We start from the raw sequence: 20701 nt of genomic DNA on the forward strand, positions 1-20701 counted from the left end.
TGATAGCTCCAGGTTTTCAGAGCATTTACTTGCAGCTCAACGTATCTGATGCTTATGCAACAAACGGTAGAAGGTAGGCCTGGATATCCCCAGCACCTTGGCGGCGATGCTCAAATTATCGCTGTGGCGGTTAAGTACATCGCACAAGGCCTGGCGCTCTGCCCGGTGCTTGTAGTTTTCCAGCGTGCCCATCGGCGCAGCAACGGCCTGCTGGCTGATCAGCCCCAGGTCTCGCGCTTCGATCTGCCGGCCTTCGGCCAGTACCAACCCGCGACGTACCCGGTTGGCCAGCTCGCGCACATTGCCCGGCCAGTCATGCTTGCCCATGGCAATCAAGGCGTCTTCACTGAAGCTGCGCGGACGGCGGCCGGTTTCATGGCTGTAAAAATGGGAAAAGTGGTTGGCCAGCATCGACAGATCGCCATTACGCTCACGCAGGGGGGCGGTCGCAACCTGCAACACGTTCAGGCGGTAATACAGATCTTCACGAAAGCGTTTCTTCTCGATCGCGGCCTCAAGATCGACATGGGTCGCGGCCAACACCCGCACATCCACGGGAATCGGCTGACTGCCGCCCACCCGCTCGATGTTCTTTTCCTGGAGGAAACGCAACAGATTCGCCTGCAGCTCCAGGGGCAGATCACCAATTTCGTCGAGAAACAGCGTGCCGCCGTTAGCCGCTTCGATCCGCCCGACCTTGCGTTGATGGGCGCCAGTAAAAGCACCCTTCTCGTGGCCAAACAGTTCGGACTGGATCAAGTGTTCGGGAATTGCGCCGCAATTGATCGCGACAAAGGGTTTGCTGTGACGTTGGGATTGTCGATGGAGCGTGCGGGCGACCAGTTCTTTACCGGTACCGCTTTCACCACGGATCAATACCGGAGACTCGGTGGGCGCCAGCTTGCTCAGCAACTTGCGCAGTTCGCGAATGGGTTTGCTGTCGCCAAGCAGTTCGTGCTCAGGTTGATCAATGTGAACCGTGCCCTGCCCACGCAGGCGTGCCATCCCGAATGCCCGGCCAAGCGTCACCTGAACCCGGGACACATCGAATGGCAAGGTATGGAAATCGAAAAACCATTCGCAGACAAAGTCCCCGACATTCTGCAACCGCAGGACTTCCTGGTTGAGTACGGCGATCCACTCGGTACCGCTACGGCTGATCAGCTCTTTGACGGCTTCCGGGCGTTCGAGGTGAAAAGGCTGCAAACGCAACAGGCCGACATCGCAGGTTTTGTCGGCAACGTTTTCCAGAGTGCAACTGTCAACGTCCCAACCCACAGAGCGCAAAACCGGCAGCAGACGATGACAGTCGTCGCAAGGGTCCACTACTAACAGGCGTCGTAAGGCAGGCGCTTCGATCATGGCTGTTCCTTGGCGCCAAATTTATGAAATATTATTAAAAACAGTCGTTTGGCGGACCTGGCTGTAACGTTAGCAATAATTTGACGTGACCTTGTACCGTTTGACTATAGGGCAGTTGCGTTATTAGTTATAAGAAGCGACTTAGTTAGTTACCTAACGAGTCCTACCTTTCATTCAGCTTTCAAATCCTGCCCAAACCTTGAGTCAATGAAAGAAAGTTGATATTTCTTTTAATTGTATGTGACCCACCCCCCGGTTGCGGGCATCAGTACAAGTAACCAGCCGAACGGTAAGCCCAACCGACGGCACATCACTTGATTGGGCATACAGAGAGAAAACCCCATGAACGCCCCGCTCCGCATCAACGAAGCTCTTTTGATTGCCGACCGCGCATTCCAACCGTTCCAATGCGTGGCCTGGGCCCCACAAGACGGCAATGGCGAACTCAGCCTGACCGTTATCGATCGCACCAACACCCGGAGCATCGGTCGCAAGCAGATCCCGAGCAGTGCCTATACCGATCCTGCGCAACTTGAATGCCTGCTTGAAGCGGCACGTGCGGAATTGAGCGAGGAGGGTTACAAACTCCAATCGTGGTCGATGCCACACTAAGCGTTTTGCGGGTTACTAAACGGTAACCCGCGCCCTCCCCGATTATTATTCGAACTTGCACGCGCCCAATTACTTGGCAGGCTTGTCAGTGGTTCGAAAAGACACTGTTCTGGCACACAGCGACCCTCCGTCTGTTAGTTATGACAGTTGTGCATCCAAGCGTTCAGGGATTGAATGTTTCCTTATACAGTCGCCACCCAAACTCCCGGTTCAGGACGACTCGCAAGGAGCTGCGTGCATGTCAATCCAGACCGCGTTTGCATTACCGGCAACCCTGAACAACGCCGGCAAACTTGATACAACCTTTGCCTCGTCTGGCAAAACCCAGGTGTATTTCGCTGGCAGCCTCTCAAGCATGGCCAACGGGGTCGCGATTGATTCACGGGGCAGGTTGTTAGTCGCGGCGAAGGTCGGAACGCCAGGCGGCAGCCGCTTCGGCCTCGCTCGGTTGCTCGAGGACGGCTCGGCAGATTTGGCGTTCGGCAATCAAGGCAGCGTCATCGGGCAATTCGAACACGGCTTCGAGGCCATGGCCCGTAAAGTCCACGTACTGCCCAATGAGCACATTCTGGTGGCTGGCCTGCACTACGAAAATGCTCACTGGACACTGCCCGCCCTCGCCCTGTTTGATCAGCATGGCCGTCCGGTTCAATGTTTTGGCGACAATGGCCGCTGCGTCGTGCGTCTGCCGGGCGATCTTTCCCAAGGCGTGCGTGACACCTGGCTACCACCCGGCGTACCGGGCGCAGAAGCCTGTGATGTCTGCGTGCAGGAGGATGGCCGAATCCTGCTGCAGGCCAATCATCACTTCGAACTGGCCGATCATGTCGGCATGCTGATACGGCTCAACACCGACGGTTCGCTGGACGATTCCTTCAACGGCCGTGGCTTCGTGATTGTCAGGCACTTGTTGATGAACACCTGGCTCAGCAGCCTGATGGTGCAACGAGACGGCCGGATCCTGGTGGGCGGTTCGATCAACTTCCCTGAAGAAGGTCTGTTGGCCCGCTATCACAGCGACGGCAGGCTCGACGATTGTTTCGCCGTGGATGGTTTCATGACCTTCAAGGCATGTGGATATAGCGCTCAGGTCAGCCAGATCGTCCAACAGGAAAATGGCGATGTGCAGTGCTTTGGCAGCAGCCGCGACCCGATGCATTGCCTGGCTCTGAAAGTACACAGCAACGGCCGCCCGGACATTCATTGCAATGGAGGCAGGGCCCAATTGCTGGAAATCGGTCACAGTGGCTGCCAGTGGACCGACGCAAAGGCACTGCCGGACGGCTGCGTGGTGACGGTCGGGGCCACGATCGGCGGCGTCGAGGCGGATTTCATTCTGGCGCGGCATCTGCCCGACGGGCAACTTGACCGCAGCTTCGGCAATGGCACCGGCTGGGTTCGCACCCGCCTTGGCCGCAGCCTGGATACCGCGGCTTCCGTGGTCATGCAGGCCGACGGAAACATCGTCGTCGGGGGCTATTCACTGGACGGCAACTATCGAGCGGTCGTCGCACGCTATCTGGGGTAGGCCCCGCACAGTTTCCTACACTTGATCTTCCCTTCTGCTTACGGCAAGTTGCGCGCTTCTTAATACAAGGAGTAGCCGATGCCCGGTTCAATGGCTCAGGCGTTCGCGCACAATTTTCTCGGGCATTCACCCCGCTGGTACAAGGCAAGCATTGTCGGCTTCCTGATTCTCAACGCACTGGTGTTGTGGACCATCGGCCCGGTGGTGGCCGGCTGGCTGCTGGTGCTGGAGTTCATCTTCACCCTGGCCATGGCGCTCAAGTGTTATCCGTTAATGCCCGGCGGCCTGCTGTTGATCGAAGCGCTGTTGCTGAAGATGACCACGCCCCAGGCACTCTACGACGAGCTGGTGCACAACTTCCCGGTGATCCTGCTGCTGATGTTCATGGTGGCCGGCATTTACTTCATGAAAGACCTGCTGCTGTTTCTGTTCTCGCGCCTGCTGCTGGGGGTTCGTTCCAAGGCGCTGCTGGCGTTGATGTTCTGCTTCCTGTCGGCGTTTCTGTCGGCGTTTCTCGATGCCTTGACCGTGACCGCCGTGATCATCAGTGCAGCCGTCGGGTTTTACTCGGTGTATCACCGCGTCGCATCCGGCAACGATCCGCGTCAGGACAGCGCGTTTGGCGATGACCAGCACCTGCCCACCCTCCATCACGCCGACCTCGAACAATTCCGCGCCTTTCTGCGCAGTCTGCTGATGCACGGTGCCGTGGGTACCGCACTGGGCGGTGTTTGCACATTGGTCGGTGAGCCGCAGAACCTGCTGATCGGCCACGAGATGGGCTGGCACTTCGCTGAGTTCTTTCTGAAAGTCGCCCCGGTTTCATTGCCGGTCCTGGTGGCCGGCCTGGTGACCTGCGTCCTGCTGGAGAAACTTCGCTGGTTCGGTTACGGCACGCTGTTGCCGGACAACGTGCGTGCGGTTCTGGCCAATTACGCCGCAGAAGACAATGCCGAACGCACCTCGCGCCAACGTGCAGCGCTCATCGTGCAGGGATTGGCAGCGCTGATTCTGATTGCGGGGTTGGCGTTCCATATTGCTGAGGTCGGCCTGATCGGCTTGATGGTGATCGTGCTGATCACCGCATTCACTGGCATCACCGACGAGCACCGTATCGGCAACGCGTTCAAGGACGCCATGCCGTTCACAGCGCTGCTAGTGGTGTTTTTCGCGGTGGTGGCGGTGATTCACGATCAGCAACTGTTCACGCCTTTGATCCAGTGGGTGTTGGCGCTGCCAGCGGATCAACAGCCAGGCATGCTGTTTATTGCCAACGGCTTGCTGTCGGCCATCAGCGATAACGTGTTCGTCGCGACCATTTACATCACCGAAGTCAAACAGGCCTTCATCTCCGGCCACATGAGCCGTGAGCATTTCGAGACACTGGCGATTGCGATCAACACCGGCACCAACCTGCCGAGCGTGGCGACGCCCAATGGTCAGGCTGCGTTTCTGTTCCTGCTGACCTCGGCGATTGCACCGCTGATTCGACTGTCGTACGGACGGATGGTGTGGATGGCGTTGCCGTACACCGTGGTGATGGGTGTTCTTGGCTGGTACGCAGTGAGTTTCTGGCTGTAAGCCCGGAACAAAATGCGGGAGCGAGCTTGCTCCGGGCGGCGATCCGACGATAGCGGTCTTTCATTCAACAATGATGTTGGCTGACATGGCGTCATCGCGAGCAAGCTCGCTCCCACATGGGGTGTGGTGTGGTTATCGAGGAAGGATATAGCGCTCGATTGCCTGGGCCGCACCGTCCTCGGTATTGGCGCCCGTCACCACGTCCGCCTGGCGCTTCACCGCCTCTTCCGACTGCCCCATGGCGATCGACAAGCCTGCGCGGTGAAACATCGCCGGGTCGTTGCCGCCATCGCCCAGCGCCGCGGTCTGCTCCAGCGGCACACCGAGAAATTCGGCCAGTGTCGCCAGCGCTGCACCCTTGTTGGCTTGCATCGCGGTCACGTCCAGATAAATCGGCTGTGAACGGGAGACCTGTGCCTGGCCTTCCACTTTGGGCAGCAGGAGCGCTTCCAGCTCAATCAACAACTGCGTGTTGTTGCTGGTGGCGACGATCTTGTCGATGCGTTCCAGGTACGGCTCAAAACTCTCGACCACCACTGGCGGATAACCCAGGCCGTGCTGTTCACGAGGCACCATTGGGCCGTTCGGATCTTTCAGCAACCAGTCGCCACCACTGAACACCCAGATTTCGATGTCCGGCCGGTCGGCAAACAGCGCCAATGCCGTCAGCGCCGCCGTCGCCGGCAAGTAATGCGCGACCAGCAAACTGCCGTCCGGGTTGACGATGGTGCCGCCATTGAAGGCGGCTGTCGGCAGGTCGACGCCCAAGGCTTCGATCTGTTGCAACATGGCTTTCGGCGGACGGCCAGTGGCCAGGCTGAACAGCACGCCCGCCTCGCGCAAGGAGCGGACGGCTTCAATGGTGCGTTGGCTGAGGCTGTGATCGGGCAGCAACAAGGTGCCGTCCATGTCGCTGAGCAGAAATCGGATGGGTTGTTGCGTCGGCTCACTCATCCGAGGCCGTGCCAGACGCGACCGTCGCGGGTAAGGAGATCTTCGGCAGCCTGCGGGCCGTCTTCGCCAGCGGCATAGCTCTGCACGCTCGCGTCCTGCTGCCAGGCATCGAGGAAAGGCTGCACGGCGCGCCAACCGTTCTCGATGTTGTCGGCGCGCTGGAACAGCGTCTGATCGCCGGTCAGGCAATCGTAGATCAGGGTTTCATAGCCGGTGGACGGCTGCATTTCAAAGAAATCCTTGTAGGCAAAGCCCAGTTCGATATTGGCCATTTTCAAGGCCGGCCCGGGCCGTTTGGCCAGCAGGTCGAACCACATGCCCTCGTTGGGTTGAATCTGGATTCGCAGATAAGTCGGTTGCAGTTCATCGACCTCGGTATCGCGGAACTGCGCATACGGCGCAGGTTTGAAGCAGATGACAATCTCGGTGTCGCGCACGCTCATGCGCTTGCCGGTGCGCAGGTAAAACGGCACGCCGACCCAACGCCAGTTGTCGATCATGACTTTCAGCGCGACGTAGGTTTCGGTATTGCTGTCGGGCGCCACGTTGTTTTCCTGGCGATAACCCGGCAACTCCTTGCCGTCGACTTCACCAGCCGTGTATTGGCCGCGCACCGAGTTGGCCAACGCTTCCTCGACCGACCAGGGCCGAATCGCACCGACCACCTTGGCTTTCTCGCCGCGTACCGCATCGGCGCCAAAGGCGGCCGGCGGCTCCATCGCAACCATCGCCAACAATTGGAACAGGTGATTGGGCACCATGTCCCGCAAGGCGCCGGTGTGTTCATAAAAACTGCCACGGGTTTCCACGCCGACGGTTTCGGCGGCGGTGATTTGTACGTGGTCGATGTAGTGGTTGTTCCAGAACGCTTCGAACAGGCTGTTGGAGAACCGGCTGATCAAAATGTTCTGCACGGTTTCCTTGCCCAGATAGTGATCGATCCGGTAGATCTGGTTTTCCGTCATCACCTTGAGCAAACAAGCGTTCAAGGCTTCGGCAGTATGCAGATCGGAACCAAAGGGTTTTTCGATCACTACCCTTCTGAACGCTTCTGGCGACTCTTGCAGCAAGCCGGCGGCGCCGAGACGACGCACCACTTCGCTGAAGAAACGTGGCGCGGTGGCCAGGTAGAAGACGGCGTTGCCAGTGCCGCTGGCGGCGATTTTCGCCGCCAGGGCTTGATAGGTGCTGTCGTCCAGGAAGTCGCCCTGGACGTAGCTAATGCCTTTGGCCAACTTGGCCCACAGGTCCGGGTCAAGGGCGTGATCGCCCTTGCCGACCTTGGCGGCCACTTCGGCCCGAATGAAGTCTTCGAGTTTTTTCGCAAAGGCTTCATCGGTGATTGCGTTGTGGTCAACGCCGATGATCCGCAGTCCATCCCCAAGCAGACCGTCACGACTCAGGTTGTACAGCGCCGGCATCAGCAGACGCTTCACCAGATCACCATGGGCACCGAACAGAAACAGCGTGGTCGGTGGTGCGGGTTCTGCCTTGGATTTATTGCGGATCAAGCGAGTCATTTTTTCGAAGTCTCCACATGGCCGCCGAAGCCGAAGCGCTGGGCCGAGAGAATCTTGTCGCCAAAGGTGCCTTGCCCGCGCGAACGGTAGCGGGAGAACAGCGAGTTCGACAGCACCGGTACGGGCACCGATTGCTCCATGGCGGCTTCGATGGTCCAGCGACCTTCACCGCTGTCAGCCACTTCGCCTGAGTAACCGTCGAGTTTCGGATCGCTGGCAAGTGCGTCTGCGGTCAAATCAAGCAGCCAGGACGACACAACGCTGCCACGACGCCAGACTTCGGCGATGTCGCCTACGTTCAGGTCGAAACGCTGGTCTTCCGGCAGGTTGGTGCTGGCCTTGGTCTTGAGAATGTCGAAGCCTTCGGCGAAGGCCTGCATCATTCCGTATTCGATGCCGTTGTGGATCATTTTCACGAAATGGCCCGAACCGGCCGGGCCTGCGTGGATGTAACCGCGCTCGGCACGATCGTCTTCGGACTTGCGGTCCTTGGTCCGAGGGATATCGCCCAGGCCCGGTGCAAGGCTCTCGAACAGCGGATCAAGGCGTTTAACCACCTCGGCTTCGCCGCCGATCATCATGCAGTAACCGCGCTCCAGGCCCCAGACGCCGCCGGAGGTGCCGACGTCGACGTAGTGCAGGCCTTTCTCCGACAGGGTTTTCGCCCGGCGGATGTCGTCCTTATAGAAGGTGTTGCCGCCGTCGATGATGGTATCGCCGGCTTCAAGCAAAGTGCTCAGGGTGTCGATGGTGTCTTCGGTCGGTGCGCCGGCCGGCAGCATGACCCACACTGCACGTGGCTTGGCCAGGCCAGCGACCAGCGCCGGCAGGTCGATGACGCCAGAGGCGCCTTCTGCGGCCAGGGTGTCGACAAAGGCGGTATTGCGGTCGTAAACAACGGTGGTATGCCCGTTCAGCATCAGGCGCCGCGCAATATTGCCGCCCATGCGGCCCAGTCCAATAATCCCGAGTTGCATGTGCTGATGCTCCCTACTACAAATAATGTGTGTCAAAGGTTTATAGCCCAACGCGACTCATTCGACTTAGTCCAGCGTCGGGGCACATAGTTTCCGGGCATTGTGCCCGATCAAGATTGATAACGTCAGTAATCGCACCGAAGACACAACGACCATGAAAAATAAAAAAGTTCCCTTCCGGGGCAAAAGAAATCAGAATCGGAGCCGATAGTAAGTCAGCACCCGATTTCGGGGCAGGTTTACAGTTGAGGCAGCCATTTGCGAGGTGAGCAATGGGCACAGTACATGCAGCACGGCCAGCACAAACTCTTTACGTCACGATCCGTCGAGATGAATTACGCCAGTTGAAAGACGAGCGCGACCAGCTGAAGCAGGAGCTCGCGCAATTGCGCTTGTTGACACAAAGCAATCAGGCCCAGCCTTTGCCCGTCACTCACCGTGTGCCTCACGCCTGATCCCCTCGCTTGATTCGGAAGCAGCCCACTGCTGTTTCCGACCTGCCATCCCCCTTTTGACAAACCCGGCAACTCACGAAGTTTTCACACCCGTTTCTTGATACTCCGGCTCATTGTGGCCGCTCGGTATCCGCGCGGCGCCCGTTCGTCGGTGACAAAGATGTCCCGACGGGGAAGTGATTATTGGCTGGAGCGCTGAATGGCTTTGTTTAAACGCAGCAATACGTCTGCGAAAGGTTTCGACTGGACAGGATTTCTCTGGCTGTTCCTGTTCTTCTGGTATTTTTCCGGCATTACCCAACTACTGATCCAACTGACAGGCACCTCCGGTTTTACCGGGTTCCGCCAGGCCTTTGTGATGAGCGCCATCTGGCTTGCGCCGATGCTGCTGTTCCCCAAACAAACACGTGTCATGGCTGCGCTGATCGGTGTGGTGCTATGGGCCTGCTCAATGGCCAGCCTGGGTTACTTCTTCATCTATCAGCAGGAGTTTTCCCAAAGCGTCATCTTCATTATGTTCGAGTCGAACATCTCTGAAGCCGGCGAGTACATGACACAGTACTTTGCCTGGTGGATGGTGGCTGCGTTCCTCGCTCACACCGCTTTCGCTTACTTCCTCTGGACTCGCTTGCGCCCGGTGTACATGCCTCGCGGTCGGGCGCTGGTGGCTGCAACGGCGATTGTGGTCGCCGTCGTCGGTTACCCGCTGATCAAGCAAACCGCACGTACCGGCAGCCTTGCCGGCGGTTTCGAGAAGTTCGAAACCCGCATCGAGCCCGCGGTGCCTTGGCAGATGGCCGTGGCCTATCACCGCTACCTCGATACCCTGGCCGGTATGCAAGACATGCTTCATAGCGCCAGCAAGATTCCACCGCTGCACAATCTCAAAGATTCGGCGGCCAATCAGCCGGCGACCCTGGTGCTGGTGATCGGTGAGTCCACCAACCGTCAGCGCATGAGCCTCTACGGCTACCCTCGGGAAACCACCCCGGAGCTCGACAAGCTCAAGGATCAACTGGCGGTCTTCGATAACGTCATCACCCCGCGCCCTTACACCATCGAGGCGTTGCAGCAGGTTCTGACCTTCGCCGACGAAGAAAACCCGGACCTGTATCTGTCGACTCCGTCGCTGGTCAGCATGATGAAACAGGCAGGCTACAAGACCTTCTGGATCACCAACCAGCAGACCATGACCAAGCGCAACACCATGCTGACGACCTTCTCCGAGCAGGCCGACGAGCAGGTGTACCTAAACAACAACCGCAACCAGAATGCCGCCCAGTACGATGGCGACGTGATCGAGCCGTTCAACAAGGCCTTGGCCGATGCTGCGCCGCGCAAGCTGATCGTCGTGCATTTGCTCGGCACGCACATGAGCTATCAATACCGTTATCCGTCGTCCTTCGATAAATTCAAGGACCGCAAAGGGGTTCCGGACGGCGTGCGCGACGATCAGGTGCCGACGTATAACAGCTATGACAACGCGGTGCTGTACAACGACTTCGTGGTTTCGAGCCTGATCAAGGACTACGCCAAGTCTGATCCGAACGGGTTCCTGCTGTACCTCTCCGACCACGGTGAAGACGTTTTCGATTCTCCTGGCCACAGCACCCTTGGGCGCAACGAAAGCAAACCGACGGCGCCGATGTACACCATTCCGTTCATGGCCTGGGCCTCGCCGAAATGGCGCGAAAACCATGACTGGAGCTTTGCCGGTGATCTGGGGCGGCCTTACAGTAGCTCGCACCTGATCCATACCTGGGCTGATCTGGCGGGTCTGAGCTTCGATGAACTGGATCGCAGCAAGAGCCTGGTCAGCGACAGTTTCAAGCCACGGCCATTGATGATCGGCAATCCTTATGAGCGCGAGCAAAAGGCATTGATCGACTTCAGTCTGATGAAGCCCAAGGCGCTGCCAGGCGCTACGGCAGCCGTTCAGAAGTAATCCTGCTGAACCTGTGGGAGCGAGCTTGCTCGCGATAGCGGCGGCACAGTCAGCATTGATGTCGCCTGATCCACCGCTATCGCGAGCAAGCTCGCTCCCACATGAATTGTGCTGTCCGAAACTTCGCAAAGATAATAATTATTCTCGTTTATAGCTAAATCCCGCCTCTCCCCTTCGTCTTTGAACAAACGGAATTTTTCCCTCGAAGACAAGGAGTCGGCTGCGATGTTCGCGCCTATCACCCGTTCCATGACCTTTACCCTAGGCTTGTGCAGTGCCGCCCTGTGCCCCGATCTGCTGGCCGAAACCAGCCCCGATCAAGAACCCGGCCGCACCCTCGAACTGGGCGCCACCAATGTGACCGCACAAGGTTTGGGCAGCACCACCGAAAACACCGAGTCGTACACCACCGGCGCCATGAGCACTGCGACGCGCTTGAACCTGTCGATCAAGGAAACGCCGCAATCGGTGTCCGTGGTCACGCGCCAGCAAATGGACGATTTCAAACTCGGCACGCTGTCCGAAGCCATGGGCCAGACCACCGGCGTGGTCGTTCAGCACAACGATTCGGACCGGGTCAGCTATTCATCCCGGGGTTACACGATCAGAAACTTCCAGGTCGATGGCATGCTGAACACCTTCAGCTACATGAAGTCCGACTCGGACACCATCATCTACGACCGCATCGAAGTGGTTCGTGGCGCGACCGGCCTGACCACGGGCGCGGGCGATCCTTCGGCCACCATCAACATGGTGCGTAAACGGCCGACGTCGCAGTGGGAAGTCCAGACCGGCGTCAGCGGTGGCAGCTATGACGACTACTACAGTTATCTGGATGTCGGAGGTCCATTGGCTTTCGACGGACGCTTGCGCGGACGAAGCGTGCTGGCCTATCGCGACAGCCATTCGTACAGGGACAAATATCAGCAGCAACGGGAAGTTGGTTACGGCATTCTCGAAGCCGACCTGACCGATGACACCGTGCTGGCCGTGGGTTACGACTATCAGAACAAACACGTCCAGGGCTCCTCCTATGGCACCACGCCCTATTGGAATTCTGACGGAGGCAAGGCGAACCTGGGACGCTCCACCAACATGGCCACGTCCTGGAGTTCCTGGCCGATAAAGGACAAGACAGCGTTCGCCACTCTGGACCAACAACTGGGTGCCGGCTGGCACTTCAAAGCGGCCTACACGCACCGCGAAAGCGATACGGACGGCAAGTTGTATTACGGCGGTGGCGGTTTCCCGAATGAGGACCGCAGTGGCATGAGCGCCTACTTGGGCCACATGCTCGGGACGCAGAAAATGAAGGCGTACGACTTTAACGTGGCGGGCCCCTACTCGCTGTTCGGGCGGGAACACGAAATGATGTTCGGGTATGGCGAAGCCGAACGCAGTGAAGAAAGCCCCTATCTGGTTGAGGGCGCACTGCCGTCGGGTTACTTGAACATCCCCGACTGGAAGTATATGGGCGACATCGCCAAGTATTCCGACACCGTCACCAACCTTTCAGGTTCAAAAGACAGTACCCGCCAGAAGGCCGGTTACCTGGCCACTCGCCTGAGTCTGACGGATGACCTGCACGCCGTACTCGGCAGTCGTTATGGCAGCTGGAAAGCGTCGAGCACGACCAACAGCTACGACGACAACCTGCAGCTCAGCAGCGTCGATGCTACCCGCCAGCAGCACAACGACATCTGGACGCCATACGCCGGCCTGCTTTACGACCTCACGCCCGAATACACCGTGTACGTCAGCTATACCGACATTTTCAATCCGCAAGACAATCGCGACAGCAATCGCAAATACCTTGAGCCGGTGGTGGGCAGCAACTATGAACTGGGCCTCAAGGGCAGCCTGCTTGAAGAACGCCTCAACCTGGCCACCGCGCTGTTCTGGAGCAAACAGGACAACGTTGCCGAACGCGACGACTCGGTACCGCCGGACCCGGCCACCGGCGAGGAGTTCTTCAAGTCAGGCGGTAAAGGCAACAAGGTTCAGGGCTTCGAAGCCGAGGTCTCGGGCGAGGTCATGGCCGGCTGGAACATGACGGCTGGTTACACCTACACCCACTCGGCCAATGGTGAAAAGAAACGCGCCAATACCAACCAGCCGCTGAATATGTTCCGGCTCTCCACGGCCTATCGCTTGCCCGGCGACTGGCAGGCACTGACCGTGGGTGGCGCGGTGAATTGGCAGAGCGACGTCTTCGGCAACTCCAAACGCCCGGTCGGGCGCAACGCCAATGGTGAGCTGATCACCGAAAGCGCGAAGATCCGTCAGGAGGCCTACACCGTGGTCAAACTGATGTCGCGCTATGAGTTCGACAAGCACCTGTCCGCCTCGCTGAACGTCGATAACCTGTTCGACAAGAAGTATTACGACAACGTCGGGTTCTATAACGGTGTGTTTTGGGGTGACCCGCGCACGGTGACACTGAGCCTGGACTGGAAGCTCTAGGCGCAGGTCGTTCCCATTTAACGGAATCGGCGGATAATGTCCCTTCGACATTGCTTCATGGACGAAAGGACCCGACAACTCGTAGTGGGGCACACCATGAAACGTACAACCATGATCCTCGCCGGCCTGATGATGTTCAGTTCAACCGCTGTATTTGCCGAAGGTGGCGCTGAACGCATGCGGTACTACTTTGAGAGCCTGCGGCTCAGCCAGGAGGCGAATCAAAGTAACGCCAGCACCGCTGAAATCAGGGTTCCGAATGATCAAACCGCGCAAGTGACAGAGCACTACAAACCGTAACGACAAAGGGCGTCCTGATGGACGCCCTTTTTCTTTGCTCGTAATACCTTAAAGCGCCTTGGTCCAGAACAGCATCCGACCGTGCGCCGGGTCGAACATGCCTGCGGCAAAACCGAACTTGCCATAGGAAGCCTGGGCGACTGCATTACCTTCCAGCACCTCCAGTGTGATTTTGCAGCAACCGCGCTGGCGAGCGATGTCCTCGACCTTTTGCAGCATCTTCTGGCTCAACCCCAAGCCGCGAAACTTCTTCACCACCATCACATCGTGCACGTTGACCAGCGGTCGACAGGCGAAGGTCGAGAAACCTTCAAAGCAATTGACCAACCCGGCCGGCTCGCCACCGACGAAGGCCAGAACGCTGAACGCGTGGGGACGTTTGGCCAGTTCCGCCGGCAGTTGCTTCAACAAGTCGGCGGGCAACGAGTGGCCGCCACCCATCGGGTCTTCGGCGTAAGCATTTAGCACCAGCCCAATAGCCTCGGCATGCACCGGATTGGTGTAACTGGCCTGAAGCACAAGAATTTCTGCGGATTCCATTTCCACCCTCGTTCACACATTAAGTTGCCCCAGCGCATCTCGCACTGAAAGGCCGACCGACAATATCGCGGGCACAGCCGTGTCGACAACCGGATCCTGTTGTAGTTTTTCGCTCAAGCGCCCCAGATCAGCGCCTCGGTCCACCCCAGCTCGGCAAAATCCTCAGCCCTCAAGCCTGACTCGCCGGCACAGAAAAACTCGTCCAGTTGCGGTGGTTTGACCGAGGTACCGCTGAGCATGGCGTGAACCTGCCCGCGATGATGAATCTGGTGCTCGAACAGATGGGACAGCAGGCGCAAGCGGCTGTCATGTTGCGGCGTGTCCCGGGCGATGGTCACGATCTTGCCGAGGTCTGCATCGCGCATTTGCTCGCAATAGGCGATCAGTCGAAGGTCCACCAGCGCTTGTTCGCGCTTGAGGTCTACTGCGTGCGTAAACGGCTCGTCCTGGTTGAAAAACACATGGCATTCGGGATGCGGGTCATCGCCGCGCAACTCCCGCTCCAGCGCATCCACGTAATACCAGTCGTTGGTCAGGATGTGATTGAGGGTAGCGCGCAGACTGGGAAAGAAGCTGACCCGCGGTGCCGCCAGATCGGCCGGGCTCAACTGGCTCCAGGCCTTGGCGAGTCGATGATTGGCCCAGGCGTTTTGATAGGCCATGGTCAGCAAATGGTGCGACAGAGGCTGATTCATGTTCGCGGCTCCTTGAATTCAAGCTTCGGCGAAACGTTGCAGCTGCATTTCCTGTAAACGGCTGAGGGTACGGCGGAACGGGAACTCCAGATAACCCTCGGTGTACAACGATTCCATGGGCACCTGCGCTTCGAGGCACAGCGGCACCTTGCGGTCGTAGCACTCGTCCACCAGGGCGATGAAACGCCGTACACCGTCGTCATGCACCGACAATTGTGGCAACTCGCGATCGCCCGCCACCACCCGCTCGACGCCGTCTTCAGTGCCTCGGGCGATGCGCCCTTCGCGCTTTTGCGCGCTGAGGTTGGGCACGTCACTCAACAGAATAGCGCTGAAGGTGTCGCACAGGGCGATGAAATCCATGGCGGCAAAGGGCTGTTCACAGAGATCGGCGTAACGAGTCCAGAGTACGGTTGGACTGGCCTGCACGACATTGAGTGAGCGATAGCCCACCTTGATCGGGTCACTGGACACCGATTGGCCGACTGTCAGTGCCTTGAACACTTCACCCAGAGCGCTAGGTTGCCCCGGTGCCGCCACCCAGTAACGTTGCAAACCAATGCCGGGGTGCAGACGATGATCTTCACCACCGTCCACCGCAATCACCTGCATATGTTGCTTGATGGCCTCGATGGCGGGCACGAACCGGTCACGGTTGAAGCCATCGGCGTACAGTTGATCCGGGGGCTGATTGGAGGTGCAGACCACCACCACGCCCTGCTCGAACATCACCTGAAACAAACGCCCAAGAATGATTGCGTCGCCGATGTCGTTGACGAACAGTTCGTCAAAGCACAGTACCCGCACTTCCTCGCTCAGTTCGCGAGCCAGTGCCTTCAACGGGTCGGCGGTGCCAGTCAACTGAAACGAACGCTGATGCACCCAGCCCATAAAGTGGTGAAAGTGTTGGCGACGGGCCGGGACCTTCAGGCTTTGGTAAAACTGGTCCATCAACCAGGTTTTACCGCGCCCGACCGGGCCCCAGAGGTACACGCCAGTGATCGGCGTGCGCCCTTCATGCAGCGCCTCGTAGCATTTCTGCAGCGCCCACACGGCGTGTTCCTGGGCTTCGTCCTGGACGAAGCCCTTCTGTTCGATGGCGTGTTGCCAAGCGCTTAAGGGAGAGTCGACATTCATGGGCGGCAGTATGCCACGCGGCCCGTTTAGAGCGAGATGTCTAGCCGGGCAATCTTGCCCTGTTCATTCAGGCGAAACATGTAGCGCAATTCCAGAGGACTGCCGGGAAACGTTCCGGAGATCAGGTTATGCACCAGCACCTTGCCGGTGCGTAGTTGCACGTCGAGCACTTCAACCCGTGGCTGGTAACGCTGGGCGGTGTCTTGCATCCATTGCGCGATGGCTTGAGTGCCGACCTGGTGCTGGCCTTCATCGAACACATTGGCATCCTCAGCGAAAAAACTGGCGACACGCGAGGTGTCGCGGGCATTGGCCGCAGCGATGTAGGCGGCGATGGCGGGTGCCAGTGAAGAGGCGGGATTGGACATGGTTACGGCTCCTTGTTTGTTGATTCTGGAGCCATGCTAAAACAAGCCTGTGTCAGTTTTTGTCAGGAGTGAAGCGCCCTGCTTCGTCCAGTTGCATCTGCTTGCGCCAGGTGCGCAACAGGTCGCTGCGCTGCCCCGGATAACGCTCGCCCTGCTCGTTCGCTGCCGAGATCCGGTCAGTGCGAAAGGTGCGATAGGCGCTGCGCAATTCACACCAGGCGACGATGATTCGCACCTCGTTTAGAAACCCCAGGGCCAGCGGCCAAATCAGCCGCTGACTCGGCACCTGGTTGGCGTCCGCGTAATCGATGTGCAGCTTGGCCTGATCGCGGATGGCCTGGCGAAACACATTCAGTGGCACGACGTTGGGCGCAAAGCCATAGCCGGGCGGCCCCGGCAACACCGTCGGGTTGCGTAACGCGTCCAGCGCTTCAGGCGCCAATACCGCCGCAATCTTGGCCAGCGCATCCGCCGCAGCCTTGCTCAACACCTCATCCCCACGCTGATCCACATAGCGCAACCCCAGCACGATGGCTTCGGTTTCATCGGCGTTGAGCATCAACGGCGGCAGAAACAAACCACTGCGCAGCACATAACCGATCCCCGCTTCGCCATAGATTGGCGCGCCAAGAGCGGTGAGTTCGGCGATGTCGCGGTACAGCGTACGCTCGGAAACCTCCAATTCGCCGGCAAGTGTTGCCGCGGTCACCGGACGACTTTTGCCGCGCAGCACTTGCAACAAGGTCAGTAAACGAGTGGTACGCGACACGATTGGCAGGCTCTGTCCGTAAAAGTTGTCGGAGCTTAGCAGAGGACCCTGTCAGAAAGTGGCAGTAGCAATGAGGCCGGTGGTCGGCCTTTCTCTTGCGAACGAAAAAGCGCCTTGACGGCGAATATTACTCGCATCATATTAAATACATGTCGATAGACATTTATATTCGACCCCAACGCTTTTTCCTTCAGGAGTCATCCCATGCATTACAAAGTCTTCGGTCGCAAAACCGGCTTGCGGGTCTCGGAACTGGCGCTGGGCGCCGGTAACTTCGGCACCGGTTGGGGCCATGGCGCCGAGCGCGACGAAGCCAAACGCATCTTTGATGGCTACCTGGAGGCCGGCGGCAATTTCATCGACACCGCCAACGGCTATCAGGCTGGCCAGTCGGAAGCCATGCTCGGCGAGTTCATCGCAGCGGAACGGGATCGCCTGGTCATCGCCACCAAATACACCCTTGGGACCACGCCGGCTGCGGGCATTTCCCACACCGGCAACAACCGCAAGAACATGGTTCGCGCCGTGGAAGAAAGCCTGAAACGGCTCAACACCGACCACATCGACCTGTTCTGGGCCCACATGAGCGATGGCGTGACGCCGATGGAAGAAATCCTGCGTGGTTTCGACGACCTGGTGCGCGCCGGCAAGATTCATTACGCCGGGCTGTCAAACTTCCCGGCGTGGCGCATCGCTCGGGCCGATTTGCTGGCCGAGATTCGCGGGTTCTCACCGATTGCGGCGATTCAGGTGGAATACAGCCTCGCCGAACGCACGGCCGAACGTGAACAACTGCCGATGGCCGAAGCCTTGGGCCTGGCCGCTACGTTATGGTCGCCGTTGGGTGGCGGGTTCCTCACCGGCAAGTACCGCACTAACGATGGCGACAACCGCGCCGCCAAACTCGGCATGCTGATTCACGCCGAGAAAAGTGCCCGTGAAACCGCCCTGCTCGACACCTTGCTGGCCGTCGCCGCGGAACTGGGCGCCAGCCCGACTCACGTGGCCATTGCCTGGCTACGGGAGAAAGCCAAGCGTTCGACCACGGCGCTGATTCCGATTCTCGGCTCGCGCACCCGTGAACAACTGGATGCGACCTTGGGTGCTTTGGATGTGCAATTGAGTGCTGATCAACTGTCGCGGCTTGATGGGGTCAGTGGTGTGGAGATGGGCGTGCCCCATGAATCCATTGCCGGGTCGAAGGCGCGATTTACTGGGGCTGAAACGTTAGACCTGCCAATCATCCCAGTGGCCTGACACGATTAATTGTGGGAGCGAGCTTGCTCGCGATGGGGCCGGCACATGCAACAGATGTGTTGAATGTAAGGCCGCTATCGCGAGCAAGCTCGCTCCCACATTTTTTGGTTTGTGTGTTATCGGTCGACCTTATGTTTAGCCGCATACAAACACAGCATTTCCATCGCCAACGTCGCCGCCGCCAGTGAGGTAATGTCCGCACTGTCGTAGGCCGGCGCCACTTCCACGACGTCCATTCCCACCAGATTAATCCCGCGCAAGCCACCCAGGATTTCCAGCGCCTGCACCGTGCTCAAGCCGCCGCACACCGGCGTTCCGGTTCCTGGAGCGAAGGCCGGATCGAGGCAATCAATGTCGAACGTCAGGTACACCGGGTTATCACCGACCCGCGCCCGAATGGCCTCGACAATCGCATCAACACCACTTCGATGCACTTGCCGCGCATCCAGCACCTGAAAGCCCTGGTGATCGTCATTGGTGGTGCGCAATCCGATCTGCACCGAACGCGACGGATCCACCAACCCTTCCTTGGCCGCGTGCCAGAACATCGTGCCGTGATCGACACGCTTGCCGTCTTCGTCCGGCCAGGTGTCGCTGTGGGCGTCGAAGTGGATCAACGACAACGGACCATGTTTACGCGCATGGGCTTTGAGCAGCGGATACGTGATGAAGTGATCCCCGCCGAACGTCAGCATCGCGCTACCGGCGTTGAGTATGTGTTCGGCGTGGGCTTCGATGCTTTCCGGCACCGACTGCGGTGTGCCGTAATCGAAGTCGCAATCACCGTAGTCGATGACCGCCAGATGGTCAAACGGGTCGAAGGCCCAAGGCCAGTGGCGTTCCCAGGCAATCCCGGTGGACGCGGTACGAATGCCGCGTGGTCCGAAACGCGCACCGGGACGGTTGCTGGTGGCGGTGTCGAACGGGACACCGCTGACCGCTACGTCAACGCCACGCAAGTCGCGACTGTAGCGACGACGCATGAAACTGGTGATACCGGCGTAGGTGCTTTCGGCGGCAGTGCCGTAGAGGCTGTCGCGGGTCATGGCCTGATCGTTTTGCATCGGGACGTCCATCTCAGGTTCCTTATTATTGGCGGCTACGGAAAGTGGTCCACAAGCGAGTGCGTTGGCGCATGTCCTTGAGGCTCATGCTGCGGTCGGCGTACAGCAGACCGCGAACGTCGGCGGGTGGGTAAATATCCGGGTCGGTGCGCACCGCCTCATCCACCAGCGGCGTGGCGGCCTGGTTGGCGGTGGCAAAGAACAAGGTGTTGGTCAGCGCCGCGACGGACTCCGGACGCAACATGAATTCAATGAACTGGCGTGCGGCTTCGGGATGTGGCGCGTCCTTGGGGATCGCCAGGTTGTCCTGCCACACGAGGGTGCCTTCCTTGGGAATCCGGTACGCGATTTCGTACGGTTTGCTGGCCTTGCGCGCCTGATCGGCGGCCATGCTCGCGTCACCGTTATAGGCCAGGGCCAGACAGACGCTGCCGTTGGCCAGATCGTTGATCTGCCGTCCGCTGGCGACGTACAACACGGAAGGCTGCAATTGATGCAGTAACGCTTGCGCCGCTTCAAGATCGTTCTTGTCCGTGCTGTAGGGATCTTTACCCAGATAGTGCAACGCCAGACCAATCACCTCCTGCGGCGAGTCAATGATCGCAATGCCACAGTCCTTCAATTTGCTGGAGTACTCCGGTTTAAACAGCAGGTCCAGGCTGTTGAGCGGCACGTTCGGCAACCGTTTCTGCACCGCTTCGACATTCATCCCAAGCCCCAGCGTGCCCCAGGTATAGGGCACACCGTAGAGATTGCCCGGATCGACCGCGGCGAGTTTTTCCAACAGATCCGGATCAAGGTTGGCGTAGCCCTTCAGGCCTTCGTGAGGAATGGCCTTCAGCGCACCGGCCGCCAACCCGCGTGCCAGAACACTGGACGACGGCACCACCACGTCATAACCGCTGCCACCAGTGAGCAGCTTGGTTTCGAGCACCTCCGAGGAATCAAACGTGTCGTAACGCACGTGGATACCGGTTTCCTGCTCGAAACGCTGCAAGGTTTCAGGCGCTACGTAATCGGACCAACTGTAGAGATTCAGGACTTTTTCCTCGGCCTTGGCCGATACAGCCATGGCGAGGAACAGCGCGGGTAAACACAGCTTGAACATGGGAGCCATGACGGAACACCTGACCAGATGAAGTGGATGCAGAATGCGTCGTCGGATACATTGGAA

The 20701-nt window shown here is 58.7% G+C and carries 19 protein-coding genes; 8 read left to right on the forward strand and 11 right to left on the reverse strand.

Annotated features, from left to right (window positions below; genetic code table 11):
- Window positions 1–36 precede the first annotated feature (36 nt).
- Window positions 37–1362 (reverse strand): sigma-54 dependent transcriptional regulator, encoded by a 1326-nt coding sequence (locus ACA056_RS14865; protein ID WP_497265647.1) that lies wholly within the window; start codon window positions 1360–1362, stop codon window positions 37–39.
- 342 nt (window positions 1363–1704) lie between these two features.
- Here ACA056_RS14865 and ACA056_RS14870 point away from each other — a divergent pair, with 342 nt between their 5' ends.
- The 3 genes from ACA056_RS14870 to nhaB all read left to right on the forward strand — a co-directional run bounded on the left by ACA056_RS14870 (window position 1705) and on the right by nhaB (window position 5083).
- Entirely contained in the window at window positions 1705–1974 is a 270-nt protein-coding gene (locus ACA056_RS14870) for a hypothetical protein (RefSeq protein ID WP_008149930.1), read from the forward strand.
- 238 nt (window positions 1975–2212) lie between these two features.
- Window positions 2213–3502, forward strand: coding sequence for a hypothetical protein (locus ACA056_RS14875; RefSeq protein WP_497265649.1), 1290 nt, complete (start codon window positions 2213–2215; stop codon window positions 3500–3502).
- 78 nt (window positions 3503–3580) lie between these two features.
- A complete protein-coding gene (gene nhaB / locus ACA056_RS14880) occupies window positions 3581–5083 on the forward strand; it encodes a sodium/proton antiporter NhaB (protein WP_497265651.1) in 1503 nt (500 codons plus the stop codon).
- A 132-nt stretch (window positions 5084–5215) separates the two neighbouring features.
- Here nhaB and ACA056_RS14885 read toward each other — a convergent pair whose 3' ends face one another.
- From ACA056_RS14885 to gnd, 3 genes are read right to left on the reverse strand one after another with little or no spacing between them, the layout of a single operon-like run.
- Window positions 5216–6037, reverse strand: coding sequence for an HAD family hydrolase (locus ACA056_RS14885; protein WP_497265653.1), 822 nt, complete (start codon window positions 6035–6037; stop codon window positions 5216–5218).
- Window positions 6034–7557 carry a glucose-6-phosphate dehydrogenase gene (gene zwf, locus ACA056_RS14890; RefSeq protein ID WP_497265655.1) on the reverse strand — a complete coding sequence of 508 codons (1524 nt, stop codon included), beginning with the start codon at window positions 7555–7557 and terminating at the stop codon, window positions 6034–6036. Before zwf ends, ACA056_RS14885 begins: the two co-directional genes overlap by 4 nt.
- Entirely contained in the window at window positions 7554–8534 is a 981-nt protein-coding gene (gene gnd, locus ACA056_RS14895; protein WP_497265657.1) for a phosphogluconate dehydrogenase (NAD(+)-dependent, decarboxylating), read from the reverse strand. Before gnd ends, zwf begins: the two co-directional genes overlap by 4 nt.
- Before the next feature lie 272 nt (window positions 8535–8806).
- Here gnd and ACA056_RS14900 point away from each other — a divergent pair, with 272 nt between their 5' ends.
- The 4 genes from ACA056_RS14900 to ACA056_RS14915 all read left to right on the forward strand — a co-directional run bounded on the left by ACA056_RS14900 (window position 8807) and on the right by ACA056_RS14915 (window position 13697).
- Window positions 8807–8989 carry a DUF6026 family protein gene (locus tag ACA056_RS14900; protein ID WP_033055075.1) on the forward strand — a complete coding sequence of 61 codons (183 nt, stop codon included), beginning with the start codon at window positions 8807–8809 and terminating at the stop codon, window positions 8987–8989.
- Window positions 8990–9188: 199 nt separating this feature from the next.
- The gene (locus tag ACA056_RS14905; protein ID WP_497265659.1) at window positions 9189–10934 is read left to right on the forward strand and encodes a phosphoethanolamine transferase CptA; all 1746 of its coding nucleotides are present in this window, start codon (window positions 9189–9191) and stop codon (window positions 10932–10934) included.
- Window positions 10935–11159: 225 nt separating this feature from the next.
- Window positions 11160–13397, forward strand: a complete 2238-nt coding sequence (locus tag ACA056_RS14910) for a TonB-dependent siderophore receptor (protein ID WP_497265661.1) — start codon at window positions 11160–11162, stop codon at window positions 13395–13397.
- A gap of 96 nt (window positions 13398–13493) precedes the next feature.
- Window positions 13494–13697, forward strand: coding sequence for a hypothetical protein (locus tag ACA056_RS14915; RefSeq protein WP_497265663.1), 204 nt, complete (start codon window positions 13494–13496; stop codon window positions 13695–13697).
- Between the two features lie 48 nt (window positions 13698–13745).
- Here the strand turns inward: ACA056_RS14915 and ACA056_RS14920 are convergent, their stop codons facing one another.
- The 5 genes from ACA056_RS14920 to ACA056_RS14940 all read right to left on the reverse strand — a co-directional run bounded on the left by ACA056_RS14920 (window position 13746) and on the right by ACA056_RS14940 (window position 17206).
- Window positions 13746–14237, reverse strand: a complete 492-nt coding sequence (locus ACA056_RS14920; RefSeq protein ID WP_497265665.1) for a GNAT family N-acetyltransferase — start codon at window positions 14235–14237, stop codon at window positions 13746–13748.
- A gap of 113 nt (window positions 14238–14350) precedes the next feature.
- A complete protein-coding gene (locus ACA056_RS14925; RefSeq protein WP_497265667.1) occupies window positions 14351–14932 on the reverse strand; it encodes a DinB family protein in 582 nt (193 codons plus the stop codon).
- A gap of 18 nt (window positions 14933–14950) precedes the next feature.
- Window positions 14951–16069 carry a cell division protein ZapE gene (gene zapE / locus ACA056_RS14930; RefSeq protein WP_497265669.1) on the reverse strand — a complete coding sequence of 373 codons (1119 nt, stop codon included), beginning with the start codon at window positions 16067–16069 and terminating at the stop codon, window positions 14951–14953.
- 26 nt (window positions 16070–16095) lie between these two features.
- Complete coding sequence (locus ACA056_RS14935; protein WP_007897370.1) at window positions 16096–16437, reverse strand: nuclear transport factor 2 family protein; 342 nt, start codon at window positions 16435–16437, stop codon at window positions 16096–16098.
- A 52-nt stretch (window positions 16438–16489) separates the two neighbouring features.
- On the reverse strand, window positions 16490–17206 hold the full coding sequence (locus ACA056_RS14940; protein WP_497265672.1) for a helix-turn-helix transcriptional regulator: 717 nt from the start codon (window positions 17204–17206) through the stop codon (window positions 16490–16492).
- A gap of 204 nt (window positions 17207–17410) precedes the next feature.
- On the opposite strand from ACA056_RS14940, the gene ACA056_RS14945 reads away from it, so the two are divergent.
- Window positions 17411–18463 (forward strand): aldo/keto reductase, encoded by a 1053-nt coding sequence (locus ACA056_RS14945; protein WP_497265674.1) that lies wholly within the window; start codon window positions 17411–17413, stop codon window positions 18461–18463.
- 116 nt (window positions 18464–18579) lie between these two features.
- Here the strand turns inward: ACA056_RS14945 and speB are convergent, their stop codons facing one another.
- Window positions 18580–19539 carry an agmatinase gene (gene speB / locus ACA056_RS14950; RefSeq protein WP_497265676.1) on the reverse strand — a complete coding sequence of 320 codons (960 nt, stop codon included), beginning with the start codon at window positions 19537–19539 and terminating at the stop codon, window positions 18580–18582.
- 13 nt (window positions 19540–19552) lie between these two features.
- A complete protein-coding gene (locus ACA056_RS14955; RefSeq protein WP_497265678.1) occupies window positions 19553–20644 on the reverse strand; it encodes a polyamine ABC transporter substrate-binding protein in 1092 nt (363 codons plus the stop codon).
- Between the last annotated feature and the right edge of the window lie 57 nt (window positions 20645–20701).

It is taken from the genome of Pseudomonas sp. LBUM1666 (assembly GCF_059695775.1).

What these genes read in the sequence shown, in the direction of transcription:
- ACA056_RS14865 (WP_497265647.1), bottom strand. Translation starts at nt 1,362, where the DNA reads ATGATCGAAGCGCCTGCCTTACGACGCCTGTTAGTAGTGGACCCTTGC.
- ACA056_RS14870 (WP_008149930.1), top strand. Translation starts at nt 1,705, where the DNA reads ATGAACGCCCCGCTCCGCATCAACGAAGCTCTTTTGATTGCCGACCGC.
- ACA056_RS14875 (WP_497265649.1), top strand. Translation starts at nt 2,213, where the DNA reads ATGTCAATCCAGACCGCGTTTGCATTACCGGCAACCCTGAACAACGCC.
- nhaB (WP_497265651.1), top strand. Translation starts at nt 3,581, where the DNA reads ATGCCCGGTTCAATGGCTCAGGCGTTCGCGCACAATTTTCTCGGGCAT.
- ACA056_RS14885 (WP_497265653.1), bottom strand. Translation starts at nt 6,037, where the DNA reads ATGAGTGAGCCGACGCAACAACCCATCCGATTTCTGCTCAGCGACATG.
- zwf (WP_497265655.1), bottom strand. Translation starts at nt 7,557, where the DNA reads ATGACTCGCTTGATCCGCAATAAATCCAAGGCAGAACCCGCACCACCG.
- gnd (WP_497265657.1), bottom strand. Translation starts at nt 8,534, where the DNA reads ATGCAACTCGGGATTATTGGACTGGGCCGCATGGGCGGCAATATTGCG.
- ACA056_RS14900 (WP_033055075.1), top strand. Translation starts at nt 8,807, where the DNA reads ATGGGCACAGTACATGCAGCACGGCCAGCACAAACTCTTTACGTCACG.
- ACA056_RS14905 (WP_497265659.1), top strand. Translation starts at nt 9,189, where the DNA reads ATGGCTTTGTTTAAACGCAGCAATACGTCTGCGAAAGGTTTCGACTGG.
- ACA056_RS14910 (WP_497265661.1), top strand. Translation starts at nt 11,160, where the DNA reads ATGTTCGCGCCTATCACCCGTTCCATGACCTTTACCCTAGGCTTGTGC.
- ACA056_RS14915 (WP_497265663.1), top strand. Translation starts at nt 13,494, where the DNA reads ATGAAACGTACAACCATGATCCTCGCCGGCCTGATGATGTTCAGTTCA.
- ACA056_RS14920 (WP_497265665.1), bottom strand. Translation starts at nt 14,237, where the DNA reads ATGGAATCCGCAGAAATTCTTGTGCTTCAGGCCAGTTACACCAATCCG.
- ACA056_RS14925 (WP_497265667.1), bottom strand. Translation starts at nt 14,932, where the DNA reads ATGAATCAGCCTCTGTCGCACCATTTGCTGACCATGGCCTATCAAAAC.
- zapE (WP_497265669.1), bottom strand. Translation starts at nt 16,069, where the DNA reads ATGAATGTCGACTCTCCCTTAAGCGCTTGGCAACACGCCATCGAACAG.
- ACA056_RS14935 (WP_007897370.1), bottom strand. Translation starts at nt 16,437, where the DNA reads ATGTCCAATCCCGCCTCTTCACTGGCACCCGCCATCGCCGCCTACATC.
- ACA056_RS14945 (WP_497265674.1), top strand. Translation starts at nt 17,411, where the DNA reads ATGCATTACAAAGTCTTCGGTCGCAAAACCGGCTTGCGGGTCTCGGAA.
- speB (WP_497265676.1), bottom strand. Translation starts at nt 19,539, where the DNA reads ATGGACGTCCCGATGCAAAACGATCAGGCCATGACCCGCGACAGCCTC.
- ACA056_RS14955 (WP_497265678.1), bottom strand. Translation starts at nt 20,644, where the DNA reads ATGGCTCCCATGTTCAAGCTGTGTTTACCCGCGCTGTTCCTCGCCATG.